The organism is Brevibacillus sedimenti (assembly GCF_020923495.1).
Taxonomy (GTDB): domain Bacteria; phylum Bacillota; class Bacilli; order Brevibacillales; family Brevibacillaceae; genus Brevibacillus; species Brevibacillus aydinogluensis.
Genome location: NZ_CP064048.1, coordinates 1,928,016 through 1,941,138, shown reverse-complemented (window position 1 = coordinate 1,941,138; position 13,123 = coordinate 1,928,016). Strand labels below are relative to the sequence as shown.

The following is a 13,123-nucleotide window of genomic DNA, read 5'->3' as shown; positions in this document are numbered from 1 at the left end:
GTTTCATGAAAAAACCCCCGTGAAAAGTGCAGCCTGCCGTCATCAGACAAGCTGTCCTTTCAAGGGGGTTCTCCTGTTCTCTTCCCTGTATCCTATTTATGAAAAATGATCAAGAAGACTTGCGATACAACACGCCGCTAGTACCACAGTTCCTTGGTGCCGACCGATACAGCCAGCGCCCCGGCGGCAAGCGCGTCGTCAATTTCCTGCTTGGTGCCCACCAGTCCGCCGGCAATGATGGGCAGCGGCGTCAGGTCAGTCATCTCCCGGATCACCCGCGGCATCACCCCAGGCATCACTTCGACCGCGTCCGGCATGCTCTGCTCCACGACCTTGATGCCTTTGATCACGGCGTTGCGGTCGATCAGAAAGATGCGCTGGATTGCCATCAGCCCCATCTCCTTGGCGACCCGAATCAGGTTGCTGCGGGTGGAGATGATGCCGGTCGGAGCGATGTATTGAGCCACGTACGCCACGCCGCTTTTATCGGGCGCGATGCCTTCGATGAACTCCATGTGCAAAAAGACGCATTTGCCGGCCTGCTTGATCCGGTCGACCAGCTCCTTGACGTTGAAAATCGAGCCAGTCAGCAGAAAGACGATATTCACGTCGCTGTTGATCGCGTCATCCACATCGGCTTCCGCTTGAACCGCAGCGATGGTCTGGTGTTCGACTAGATCGACAATAGGATACATCCGTTACCCTCCAGGTCAGGTTGGTTGTACCTATTATACCACCAGTTTCTAAATATTCACAATTTCTTTAATGCTATTTAAAATGTAGCGCGGACGGTATTCGCTCCGCTCGGCCATCTCCCTCGTGGAGATTCCGGTCAGCACGAGGACGGAATTCATCCCGGTATCGTTGCCCATTTTAATGTCTGTTTCCAAACGGTCGCCCACCATGTAGCAGGAAGCGTAGTCCAACCCCAGGTGGCGGACGGCCTCTTCCGCCGCGATCGGAGAAGGTTTGCCCACCACGAGGTCGATCGGCCTGCCCGTCGCCCCTTCCAATGCGCCGATAAACGCGCCGGTGTCCGGGATTTGTCCGTCTTCCAGCGGGCACGTCCGGTCCGGGTTGGTGGCGATCACCTTTGCTCCCCGTACCGCCGCCTGATACAACGTGTTCAGCGTCTCGTAGCTGAACCGCCGATCCCACGACAGGACGACGTACTGCACATCGTACGGGTCGTCGCTCATGACGATGCCATGGGCCGCCAGCTCGTCACGGATCGGCTGCTCCCCGATGACCAGCACCCGCTCGCCCGGCTGCAATACCCGCTGCAGATACCGGGCCGTGATCAGCGAAGAGTTGAGCACGTCGTCCACTGTTGTGGGGATGCCCATGTTTGTCAGCTTCTCCGCGTAGGACTGGCGGGTGGCGATCGGCTTGTTGGAGAGGAACACCACCTTGTCGCCGCGCGCTCGCAGCGTCCGAATCGCCTCCGCCGCCCCCTCAATCAACCGATCACCCAGATAGACCGTACCGTCGAGGTCAAAGATAAACCCTCTCATTGTCCGTTCTCCTTAGTACAGTTGGTCTTTGGTCAGTTTTTTTGCCAGAGACTGCAGTGCGATGACAATGGCGATGATCAGGATCGCCATGGCTGAAGCGGTGTAGTACTCGCCCCGCAGCAGGTTTTGAAACACAGCCAGGCTCATCGGCGCCCAATCCGTCGGCGCCAGCAGCAGCGAGATGCTGGTCTCCTTGATTACCGTCACGAACACCAGGATCGCACCTGCCGCGATGCCCGGCAGCATCAGCGGGCCGATGACCGTAACGGCTGCCAGCAGGTTGGAGGCGCCCAGGTTGACGGCCGCTTCTTCGATGTCTTTGCGGATCGCCATCATTGAGCTCATCGTCGAGCGGATCATGTACGGCATCCGCCGGATCGTGTAGGCGACGATCAGCAAGAGGGCGGTGCCGGTCAATTTCAGCGGCGCCGTATTAAACGTCTGGATCAGCGCAATTCCCAGGGAAATACCCGGCACGATCAGCGGGATCGACGAGACGAAGTCAAGTCCGCCGGAGCCGCGCCGCACCACGAAGTAGGAAACAAACGTGGCAATCACGACGCTCAGCACCAGCGCGCCAGCCGCCAGCACCAGGCTGTTCACAATATTTTTATGCGACGTGCTGAAAATGGTCAGATAATGCTTCAGCGTGTAGCCGTCGGGCAGGGCGTGATGCCCCCAGGTGGTCGCCAGCGACGAGAGAAAGACGGAACCGACTGCCAAAAGCGGCACCAGCATCACCAGGAAAGTGTAGACGGTGAGCACGGAGACGACCCCTTTGTGGTCATTCAGCTTCTGCCGCGTCGGCTTGCCCGAGATGGTGCCGTACTCCTTCCCTTTGATCACTAACCGCTGCAACCAGAAAAAGAAGGCGGCCACCAGCAGCATGATGACGGTCAGGACGGCCGAGCCCGCCCAGTTGTAGAAGCCGGCGATCTCGCGGTACGCTTCGACCACGATCAGGTTCAGGTCTTTGGGCGCCAGAATGATCGGCGTCCCGAAATCGGAAAAGCTGACGGTAAAAATCAACAGCATGCTGGAGACGATCCCCGGCACGGCCAGCGGCAGGGTCACCCGCAAAAAGGTGTACCAGCCTTTCGCCCCCAGGTTTTGCGACGCCTCCTCCAGCGTCAGGTCGCTGATCTTGAACGCCGCCACCATCGGCCACAGCGCGTAGGGAAAGAAGAAAAAGACCTGTACCAGCACGATTCCCAGCATCGACTGCACGTCAAACAGCACGCCTTCGCCGCCCAGCGACCGGTAGATGTGGTTGACCCACCCGGTCTTGCCGAACATCAGCGTAAACGCGTAGGAGGAGATGAACGTCGGCACCACCAGCGGGATGGTGCAGAGCGCGGCGAAGAACGGTTTCCACGGCATGGTGGTGCGGGCGAAGGCGTAGGCGATCGGCAGCACCAACACCGTCACCAGCAGCGCCACCCCCGTGCTCAGCTTCAGGCTGTTCATCAGCGCGGCAAAGTACCCGGTGCCTTCCACCAGCGACGAGTACGCGTCCAGCGACAGGTTGGAGAGCTTCTTCAGCGTGGACATCAATATTTTTTGACTGGTCAGGCTGCCAAACAGGTTGACCGGCTCTCCGGTCAGGCTGACGAGCAGGATGGAAAACAGCGGGACCAGCAAAAACACGAGGAAAAAAAGATACATCAACCATTTCAGCACGGTAAAGCCGCTGAGGGCAAAAGAGTACCGCTGTTTCATAAGATCACCACGACATTCGGATCGATTGCCAGCTTCACGTTCGTCCCCGCCGGCAGCACCGGGCTGCCCGCTTCAAAGGTTTTGTCCACTTCCATCTGCAGCTGCCCCACCTGCACGTCGTAGCGGATGGTCGCTCCCAGATAGGTGGACATCAAGATCGTGCCTTCCAGCAGATTGTCTCCCGCATCCGCCTGCGTCCCGTCCGCGAACAGACGGATGCTTTCCGGCCGGATAATCACGTCCACTTCGCTGCGGTTGGTCGAAAACGCGGAGCGGATGATTCCGTCGCCGACGAGCTGCAGCACCGTGCCCGCCTCGCCGGACTCCTTCACCGTCGCTTTAAAGATGTTGGACGAGCCGACGAAATCGGCGACAAACGTGGAGGCTGGCTGGCTGTACAGGGACGTGGGCGTGTCCACCTGCACCAGTTTGCCACCCTGCATCACCGCCACGCGGTCGGCCATGCTCATCGCTTCTTCCTGGTCGTGCGTCACGAAAATCGTCGTGATCCCCACTTTCTGCTGGATGCGCCGAATCGTGACGCGCATGCTGTTGCGCAGCTTTTTGTCCAGGTTGGACAGCGGCTCATCCATCAGCAGGACGGCCGGCTCCATGATCAGCGCCCGGGCCAGCGCCACGCGCTGCTGCTGGCCGCCCGAAAGCTGTCCGGGCAGTCGGTCGGCGAGGTGGCCAAGCTCGACGAAGTCAAGGGCGTCACGCACCTTTTGTTCGATCTCCTTGTCCACTTTCCCCAGCTTGCGGTTGAGCATGTGGGCCAGCACGGACAGCTTCGTGCCCAGGCCGCCCTGGTAAAAGCGGCGCACCTGCAGGCTGTAGGCGACGTTTTCAAATACGCTGAGATGGGGAAAAAGCGCGTAGCTTTGAAACACCATGCCGCAGTTCCGCTGGTTGGCGGGCACGTGGCTTACATCCCGCTCCCCGATGAAAATCTTTCCTGAGGTGGGGCTTTCAAAACCGGCCACACAGCGCATGGTCGTCGTTTTGCCGCAGCCGGATGGCCCCAGCAGAGCGAAGAATTCGCCTTCGCGAATCTCCAGATTGACGTCTTCCAAAGCGGTGATTCCGTTGAATTGCTTGTGCAAGTGCTCGATTCGAACCGACCCCATGCAAGAGCCTCCTTACTGGAATTTTTGCCGCCACTCGTTGCGCACCCGGTCGTAGTTGCTCACGACCCAGTCGATGTCCAGCTCCTGCGCGTGCGGGATGACTTTCTCCAGGGTAAGCGGCGTTTTCGACTCCACGTCTTTGGAGATCGGGATATGGTACCAGTTGGCCAGCGTTTGCTGCCCTTCCTTGGACAGCAGGTAGTCGATCAGCGCCTTGCCGCCATCAGGATTCGGGCCGTCTTTTACGAGCGACACCGGGTTGACGATGACCGGCGTCTTGTCCGGCACGATGAAATCGATTTTCTCCCCCTTGGCCTTCATTTCGTACACCATGAAGTCAAAGGCGATCGCAATGTGCGCCTCCCCTTTGGCTACTGCTTTGGAAGGTGCGGAGCCGGAGTCGGGCATGGCGCTCATCTGTTCCACCAATTTTTTGAAGTAGTCCCAGCCCTGCTCTTCGCCGCGGGCCATCAGTTGACTCAGCACAGTGAGGGTGGCTGTGCCGGAAGCGGCGGGGTTGGGCATCTGGATTTTGCCCTTCCATTTGGGGTCAAGCAGGTCGTCCCAGGTTTTCGGCGCCTCTTCCGGCTTCACCAGGTCGCTGTTGTAGGCAAAGCCGAGTACGAACACTTCCGCGCCGATCCACTTCCAGTCCTTGTCGCGGAGCTTGATGCCGTCCCGCACTTCCGGCCAATCCTTGATTGCTTCCGGCGTGTACGATGTGATGATGTCCTTGTCCTTGGCCGCTTCAAACGGCAGGAATCCTCCGCCGCCGTACCAGACGTCCGCCTGCGGGTTGTCTTTTTCCGCAATCATGCGGTTGACCAGCACGTTGGTCCCCGCGTACTGCACGTTGATGGAAGACCCTTTGAAAGCCTTTTCAAAATTGAGACCAATTTCTTTGGTCATATCCGGCGTCTCAGGGGAATACAGCGCGATCGGGCCCAGTTCTTTTGTTCCTCCCGATCCGTCTCCCGCCGGTGTGCTGCCGGACGAAGCCTCCTGGCCGGAGGAGCACCCTGCCAAGGCGACAGTGGAGAGCAAAACGGCTGTGGCTGCTACGTTCAACCATTTTTTCAACATGTGTCAGACCCCTCTTTCTGTGATTGTTGATCGAATAGTCAAACAGTTTCCGAGGAAAAAGAAAAACCCTCACGTAGATAAACACATCCCCCTTTGGGAGTGTGTTTACGGGTAAGGGTTTCTCCGTTTCTCCGCCTAACCGTATGGGAAAATATGCTATCCGATCAGTGTTTCTTCCAGTATAACCAGTTTCTTTTCTAACTGTCAACGAAAATGATCGAATTTTTCGGACAAGTCAGTCTAGAATGAAGGAAATTACTGGGTCCCAAACGTAAATAAATAGGTATGCGGAAAATAGTTTTGAGTGAAGGAGTCCTTCCCCCGCTTACCTTGCTTTTGTTGTGATGTTGGGGCAGCCGTTTTATTTCATCAGAAAGCTTGTAAAAAATGAATATCTCATGGCTGGTCTTGTGCATGTTCTTCAATAAAAAATCATTTCAGCTAATCGCTTTGTATGCAAAACGACCTCTTACAGTTTTTAGTGCTTGATTTTGCCGCGATTTTCTATATACTTGAACCGTAACAAAACTTCACAGATTATCCTCATCACATGCGATGGGGATAGAGGTCGCGGCTTTTATATGATTCTGGCACGAGATCCAGAGAAGATCGATGACTCCAGAGGAGGGAAAAGCCGCCGAAGTCCGCTGTGCATTCTCTGGGCACACGGGCTGGGGCTGTACTCGAAAGGGGCAGAACTGTCACGTTTGCGAGCCGGGCAAACGTGATGTGCTATCTTCAACGAAGGCTTGGTGGGGATGTAACAGTACCGCCCTGTTCGTTGGGGCGGTATTTTTTATGTCCGACCTTCCTTCTGACTATCTTTGTAGAAAGGTCGTGCAAGCACTCATGGAATCCAATCAACTGCAGCGGGGCCTCAAGGCCCGACATCTGACCATGATCGCCATTGGCGGCTCCATCGGCACGGGGCTGTTTTTGGCGAGCGGCGGCTCCATCCACTCCGCCGGTCCGGGCGGCGCACTCGTCGCCTACGCGGCCATCAGCCTGATGGTCTACTTCCTGATGACCAGTTTGGGCGAGATGGCGGCGTTTCTCCCCGTCTCCGGTTCATTTTCCACCTACGCGACGAAGTTCGTCGATCCGTCCCTCGGCTTTGCGCTGGGGTGGAACTACTGGTACAACTGGGCCATCACCATCGCCGTCGAGCTGTCAGCCGGGGCCTTGATCATGAAATACTGGTTCCCCGACACGCCGTCCATCTTGTGGAGCGCCCTGTTCCTCGCGCTTATGTTTGGTCTGAATTATTTGTCTGTAAAAGGATACGGCGAATCGGAATACTGGTTTTCCCTCATCAAGGTAGCGACCGTAATCATCTTCATCGTCATCGGCCTGCTGATGATCTTGGGCATCATGGGCGGTGAAGCAGTCGGCTTCCGCAACTTTACCGTCGGCGATGCACCGTTCAACGGCGGCTTCATGGCGATGCTCGGCGTCTTCATGATCGCCGGCTTCTCCTTCCAGGGGACGGAGCTGGTCGGGATCGCTGCGGGTGAAAGCGAAAACCCTGCCAAAAACGTGCCGAAAGCGATCAAGCAGGTGTTTTGGCGCATCCTGCTGTTCTACATCCTGGCGATCTTCGTGATTGGGCTGTTGATCCCGTACGACAACCCCAACCTGGTCAACGGCGACATCGAGAACATCGCGATCAGCCCGTTTACGCTGGTGTTCCAAAAAGCCGGACTCGCCTTTGCCGCATCCGTCATGAACGCCGTCATCCTGACCTCCGTCCTGTCGGCGGGCAACTCCGGCATGTACGCCTCCACCCGTATGCTGTGGACGCTGGCCAAGGAAGGCAAGGCGCCCAAGCTGTTCAGCAAGGTAAACAAGCGGGGCGTTCCGGTTAATGCGCTGCTGCTGACTGCCAGCATCGGGATGTTTGCGTTTCTCGCCTCCCTGTTTGGCGACGGGACTGTCTACATCTGGCTGCTCAACGCCTCGGGGATGTCCGGGTTTATTGCCTGGCTGGGCATCGCAATCAGCCACTACCGCTTCCGCAAAGCGTTTGCAGCCCAAGGCCGCGATTTGAACGAACTGCCGTACCGGGCGAAGTGGTTCCCGTTTGGCCCGATTTTCGCATTCGTCGTCTGCTGTTTCGTCATCCTCGGCCAAAACTACACCGCCTTCACCGGGGAGACGATCGATTGGAACGGCATTCTCGTCTCGTACATCGGCCTGCCGCTGTTTTTAATCGTCTGGCTCGGCTACAAAGCCGTGAAAAAGACGAAAGTGGTGCCGCTGCGGGAAGTGGATCTCTCCACGGACGAATCAACGATATCCAACTAATCGGTATAGCAAAGGCCGGGGAACCCCCGGCCTTTCCCTTTTTACGACAGTCGCTGCACGAACCGCCCCATCCGTTCCAGCGCCTTCCCAAGCTGATCCAGGGAAGTGGCGTAGGAGCAGCGGATGTGGCCTCTGCCGCTGTCGCCAAACACATCACCCGGCACCACGGCCACCTTTTCCTCCATCAGCAGCCGCTCGGCAAACTCGCCGGCATCCAGCCCGGTGGACGCGATCGAAGGAAACGCGTAAAACGCCCCTTCCGGCTCGTGGCAGGACAGGCCGATCTCCTTGAATCCCTGCACGACGAAATTGCGCCGCTGCCGGTAGCTTTCCACCATCCTCTCCATGTCCGCCTGACCATGCCGCAGCGCCTCCAGAGCGGCCATCTGCGCCATGATCGGCGCGCACAGCATGGTGTACTGGTGAATCTTCAGCATGCCGCCGAGCAGATCTTCCGGCGCGCAGACGTAGCCGAGGCGCCAGCCCGTCATCGCGAACGCTTTGGAAAAACCGGAGATCAGGATCGTCCTCTCCTTCATCCCGGGCAGGGCGGCGATGCTCTCATGCCGCTGACCGTAACTCAGCTCCGCGTAAATCTCGTCGGAGATGACCAGCAGATCGTGCTTGACGAGGATCGGGATCAGCCGCTTCCACTCCTCCGCCGACATCGTGCTGCCGGTCGGGTTGTTCGGGTAGCAGAAGATGATCGCCTTGGTGCGCGGCGTGATGTGCGCCTCCAGCTCCTCAGGCGTTAATTTAAACGACTGCTCCGCGCGCGTGTGCAAAAACACCGGCACCCCGCCGGCCAGACGGATGACCGGTTCGTAGGAGACATAGCAGGGCTCGACGACCAATACCTCGTCGCCAGGATCGACGATGGCCCGCAGCGCGATGTCAATCGCTTCACTGGCGCCGACTGTAATCATGATCTCTTTTTCCGGATGGTACGAGACGGCGAAGCGCTCCTCCAGGTACTTGTGAATCTCCCTGCGCAGCTCGATGAGACCGGCATTGGAGGTATACGCCGTGTAGCCCCGTTCCAGCGAGGCGATGCAGGCTTCCCGCACGCGCCACGGGGTGACGAAATCCGGTTCCCCTACCCCGAGCGAGATGACCCCTTCCATCGAAGCGGCCAGGTCAAAGAAACGGCGGATGCCCGACGGCTTGAGCGAGGCGACCGTGGCGGACAAGCGCTGACGTACACTGATTTGCTGACTCATGGGGTTACCACCATCCTGTGGTCTTCGTCTCTGTCTTCAAACTGAATGCCGTCGTGTTTGTACCGCTTGAGGATAAAGTGGGTCGCGGTCGAGACGACGGAATCCAGCGTGGCCAGCTTTTGCGACACAAACGACGCCACTTCCCGCATCGTTTTTCCTTCCAGCACGACGGACAGGTCGTAGCTGGCGCCGGACATCAGGTAGACGGCCTTCACTTCCGGGAAACGGCAGATTCGCTCCGCCACCTCGTCAAAACCCACTTCCCGCTTCGGCGTCACCTTGACATCGATCATGGCCGTCACGTACGGATGGTCCTCCACCAGCTCCCAGTTGATCAGCGCGGGATACTTGACGATCACTTTATCCGCTTCCAGCCGGGCGATTGTCTCTTTTACGCTATCCACTGGTTCGGCCAACAAGCTGGCGATCTGTTCCGGGGTCAGGCGGCTGTCCTGTTCCAGCAGCCGCAAGAGTTCACGCTGCTTTTGACGATCCATTACTTCCACTCCATTCCTGTAAAATTGCGCGTGGCCAACCCGCGTACTCCAACAAAAAATCGCCCCGCAACCGAACCCGGAACATTCGTCCCAAAGATTCGATTGCTGAGGCGACGGAATCGCGGTACCACTCAGCTTTTCTGCTCTCCTCACGAAAAGCAGACTCGGAAAGTCCTGCACAGACTTTCACCCGATAACGGGGGCTGATCCGCTGCTTTCTACTCGCAATTTCAAAAGCAGGAGCTCCAAGGCGGCTTCAAAGAGAGATGACGGCCCCCCTCTCAGCTTGCAGGCAGGCTCTCTGAACGTCAGCGCCCTCTCTTACTCTTCCTCTTCAATGCCGTGGTATGCTATGCATCTGTCGGCTCCTTCGCTGGTGCAAGGAAGGAGGTAAGCATGAGAGATTATAAAAACAGTTGACCGCGTTTGTCAATACGCCCTACCTTCCTCCCCGCAGGCCGGTTTCCCAAACAAGGGGGACATCATCACTGGGCGTACTCGCCGTTGTAGCTGACCAGCACCACGTCCTTGACCCCTTCCAATGCAGAGAAATCGTTGACAAACGCGGTGTTGTCGTCGCGAATCCGCAGTTCCACCGTCAGCTCGGTCAGCTCCTTGCGCACCGTCTTTGACTTCAGCACGGCGTTCATTTTCCGAATCCGCCGCTTGACCTCGTCTTCGGCAATCGCTTCGTAATGCAGGATCAACAGATAGGGGGAGGAGGCTTCCTTGCGCCGCGTCAGCCACCAGATCGTAAGACCCACCACCAGCGAACCGACGATGGCAACGGAGTATATCTTCGCCCCCGCGGCAATGCCCGCCGAGATAGCCCAAAACATGTAGACGATGTCCATCGGATCCTTGACCGCCGTCCGAAACCGGACGATGCTGAGTGCTCCGACCATGCCGAGCGAGAGCACGATGTTGGTGCTGATGGTCATGATAATCAGCGCGGTGATAATCGTCATCAGCACGAACGTGACGTTGTAATTGTGGCTGTATACCACTCCCCGGTAGCAGACGCGGTACACGTAGTAGATAAACATGCCGACCGCAAACGCGACCAAAAGACTCAGACACATGTCCACCCACGATACATTGGTAAACGCCCCGAGGTTGAGCACGCTTTTTTTGATGATATCCCGAAACGTAATCAGCTCGTCCATAACGCACTTCCTTTCCCATCCATACAGTGCATCCCACCGCGTATCCGCCGTTAGCGGTCGTATACTTTTTGCCTCTCCTTGCACAGGACGTACTTGGAGATCGCCGAACGCTGGTGAGCCGACACCTGCGCCAGCGAGCGAATCGTCCCCGGCAAAAAGCGCCGGAATTTGATCTCCATGATCATCCGCGGCCCCTGGATCGCTTCCCAGGTAGCCAGGTTGGGGTCAAACAGGTCAAACGAATGAAGCCCGGCTGCCAGCTGTTTGTCAAAGGTAACCCGGGTGTTGGTGGAAACATCCACATACGCCTCCCGGATGTAGTCGACGATGACGGACGGCCTCATCGCACCTGCCTTGAGATCCTGGTAAAAATCAGCCAACAGGCGCTGCCCCTTGTCCGCCAACCAGTCGATGTCACCCTCCAGCAGCCGGTACACCTGACTGCGGGTCAACGGGGCCGATTCCTTGAGCACGTACTCGTTCCACTTGCTTTTTCGCTCCAGCCGGATGATCCGGTCGCTGACGTTGTAGATGCGGATGCGGTACTTTTTCCGCTGGAAGTAACCGCTGATCTTGTCGTACAGCGCGCTCTCCCGGATGTCGTCAAAATACAGGCTGCGGATGTGGTAGCCTTCGTCGTTTACGGAATGGCGGTCCAAGGGAAGGAGCGCCCGCAGCCGGTTGCGCAACCCGACGTAATCGTGCGGATGAATATAGTACTTCAGTTCATGACGCAGCGTGTTTCCGTTTCCATGCACGCACAGGCTCCCCTCCCGTCATTTCACGTAAAAGTCGCGGACGCCGTTATAGACGTTGCCGTTCTCGTCAAAGAACTTGTCAAAGGCCGTCATCACGTGCCCCTTCGCGTCCTTCACCGTGACTCGCCAAAAGTAACGGCCCTTGCCGATGCCGTTCAGCACGAGCGAGGTTCCCTTCAAACCATCGCGATCCACCAACGGGCGGGCAAACGACGGCTCTTTCGCCAACTGGAAGCGGTAGGTCAGCTCATCGCCCTGCAGGTCGTACGACATCCCCCAGCGAAACGTCAGCGTTCCGTTCGCCTGCTCCACATCTGCCAGATAATACGGCATCGGTGCCTGCAAGCTGGCGATGAATGCCTGCTCATTCTTCACGGGCATTTGGATGATCCGCTCCAGCTCCTGCTCGTACAACTCCACCCGCCCCGGCAGGTAGCGGATGTCCGGTTCGCGTCTGACGAAAGCGGACACGACCGGTTTGTACGTCTCGATCATGCGCCGCGAGTTTTCCGGATTGATGATGGTGCGAAGTTGGCGCACTTTGGCCACAAGCTGCTCGACGTTTTGCGGATTTTTAAAAAACCGGTTGGCCAGCACGCTGCCCCAATAGTTATGAATCCCCCGCTCCCACAATGCGCGCTCATTGGGATTACCGGCCGGGCTGCCGTAAAAATCAAACGCCGCGTCGTAATCCCATGGGAGGAAATACCATTTTTCCGCGTTCAGCGGAGAATAGAGGAAAAAGTTTTGTGTCATCGTGTCAACATTGTCCATCAGGATGTTGGCCGCCATCCAGGTCAGGAAGTTGTCGCGGTCGAAATGGCGGTCAAAGACTTCGTCGAAATCCTTGGTCATGTCATTCACATCATCCAGCATGCGCAGCAGTTTGGCATGGTCATTGGAACCGTTGATTTCCAGGACGGACTCGAAAGCCTGTTTGTCGTACGTGGGATCGTCCGCCATTTTCAACTTGTCGGGATAGCGGAAAAACTCAAAGTTGGTAGCCTTGTACAGATGGCCGTAGGGGTCCAGCCCGTGCGTCCGGAGAAACGACTTGTTGGGCTGTTCAATCTGGGTGTACAGGCCGTAATCCTCAAACGGCGCCTGCGCCCGCCCGCTGGTGAGATCCCTGACATGCAGGTGAACGAACTGGGTGCGCAGGCTGGTGATGTCCGGCAGCTGCTTGAAGTAGTCAAAGCTCAGTTTGTTGCGCAGCCGGGAAAAATCGTACACGTGCTTGTTCAGGTTGATGGTCCGCTGATCCCGCCAGTAGCCGGCATTGTCAAAGAGCCTGATCTTGTACGACTTCTGCATCGCCTTGATCGACGACTTGCCCCGAAGGGTGATGGAAGCGTTGGGCTCGTTCGTTCCGTAACCAAACATCCCCTTTTGTGGTCCCTGATCCGTCCCTTCCTGCACGATGACGTTCAGTTTTCGCTCGACCGTGTTGTCGTTCTCGTTGGCGATGCGGTTCAACTCCGCCCAGGTCATCGGCCGCTCGTCGCTGAGGTTGTCATCCGTCACGGTAATGTACAGGTGTACGACGCTTCCCGGCTGATCCTTATCGTAGACCAGCCGATTTTCCTGCAATTTGGGCGCGTACTCCACGGCAGGCGGCACGACCGGCCCCTCCACCTGCGGCTGGCTGACATCTGCGTCCGGCGCACAACCGCCAGCTGCGACGCTTATCGCCAGCAAGACAGCCAGCCACCCGCTTCTCCATATCTGTTTCATT

Annotated in this window: 11 protein-coding genes, 1 riboswitch and 1 other annotated feature; of the genes, 1 reads left to right on the top strand and 10 read right to left on the bottom strand. The window is 57.4% G+C overall.

What is annotated here, in order from left to right; genetic code table 11:
• Positions 1-137 precede the first annotated feature (137 nt).
• The 5 genes from IRT44_RS09570 to IRT44_RS09550 are packed head-to-tail and all read right to left on the bottom strand — an operon-like array spanning position 138 to position 5,443.
• On the bottom strand, positions 138-695 hold the full coding sequence (locus IRT44_RS09570) for a glycerol-3-phosphate responsive antiterminator (protein ID WP_171566600.1): 558 nt from the start codon (positions 693-695) through the stop codon (positions 138-140).
• Between the two features lie 48 nt (positions 696-743).
• Positions 744-1,514 (bottom strand): HAD-IIA family hydrolase, encoded by a 771-nt coding sequence (locus tag IRT44_RS09565; RefSeq protein ID WP_171566599.1) that lies wholly within the window; start codon positions 1,512-1,514, stop codon positions 744-746.
• A gap of 12 nt (positions 1,515-1,526) precedes the next feature.
• Positions 1,527-3,233, bottom strand: coding sequence for an ABC transporter permease (locus tag IRT44_RS09560; RefSeq protein WP_171566598.1), 1,707 nt, complete (start codon positions 3,231-3,233; stop codon positions 1,527-1,529).
• On the bottom strand, positions 3,230-4,360 hold the full coding sequence (locus IRT44_RS09555) for an ABC transporter ATP-binding protein (RefSeq protein ID WP_230077824.1): 1,131 nt from the start codon (positions 4,358-4,360) through the stop codon (positions 3,230-3,232). The genes IRT44_RS09560 and IRT44_RS09555 overlap by 4 nt, the downstream gene beginning before the upstream one ends.
• Before the next feature lie 12 nt (positions 4,361-4,372).
• Positions 4,373-5,443 carry an extracellular solute-binding protein gene (locus IRT44_RS09550; protein WP_171566596.1) on the bottom strand — a complete coding sequence of 357 codons (1,071 nt, stop codon included), beginning with the start codon at positions 5,441-5,443 and terminating at the stop codon, positions 4,373-4,375.
• Between the two features lie 554 nt (positions 5,444-5,997).
• Positions 5,998-6,186: riboswitch (Lysine riboswitch) on the top strand.
• Positions 6,187-6,292: 106 nt separating this feature from the next.
• Here IRT44_RS09550 and IRT44_RS09545 point away from each other — a divergent pair.
• Positions 6,293-7,747 (top strand): amino acid permease, encoded by a 1,455-nt coding sequence (locus IRT44_RS09545; RefSeq protein WP_171566595.1) that lies wholly within the window; start codon positions 6,293-6,295, stop codon positions 7,745-7,747.
• A gap of 41 nt (positions 7,748-7,788) precedes the next feature.
• Here IRT44_RS09545 and IRT44_RS09540 read toward each other — a convergent pair whose 3' ends face one another.
• From IRT44_RS09540 to IRT44_RS09520, 5 genes are all read right to left on the bottom strand, one after another.
• Positions 7,789-8,967 carry an aminotransferase gene (locus IRT44_RS09540; protein ID WP_171566594.1) on the bottom strand — a complete coding sequence of 393 codons (1,179 nt, stop codon included), beginning with the start codon at positions 8,965-8,967 and terminating at the stop codon, positions 7,789-7,791.
• Complete coding sequence (locus IRT44_RS09535; protein ID WP_171566593.1) at positions 8,964-9,464, bottom strand: Lrp/AsnC family transcriptional regulator; 501 nt, start codon at positions 9,462-9,464, stop codon at positions 8,964-8,966. The genes IRT44_RS09540 and IRT44_RS09535 overlap by 4 nt, the downstream gene beginning before the upstream one ends.
• Before the next feature lie 103 nt (positions 9,465-9,567).
• Positions 9,568-9,811: a binding site (T-box leader), on the bottom strand.
• 138 nt (positions 9,812-9,949) lie between these two features.
• Complete coding sequence (locus IRT44_RS09530) at positions 9,950-10,630, bottom strand: DUF4956 domain-containing protein (protein WP_171566592.1); 681 nt, start codon at positions 10,628-10,630, stop codon at positions 9,950-9,952.
• 50 nt (positions 10,631-10,680) lie between these two features.
• Positions 10,681-11,388 carry a polyphosphate polymerase domain-containing protein gene (locus IRT44_RS09525; protein ID WP_171566591.1) on the bottom strand — a complete coding sequence of 236 codons (708 nt, stop codon included), beginning with the start codon at positions 11,386-11,388 and terminating at the stop codon, positions 10,681-10,683.
• Between the two features lie 18 nt (positions 11,389-11,406).
• Entirely contained in the window at positions 11,407-13,122 is a 1,716-nt protein-coding gene (locus tag IRT44_RS09520) for a CotH kinase family protein (protein WP_230077823.1), read from the bottom strand.
• Between the last annotated feature and the right edge of the window lies 1 nt (position 13,123).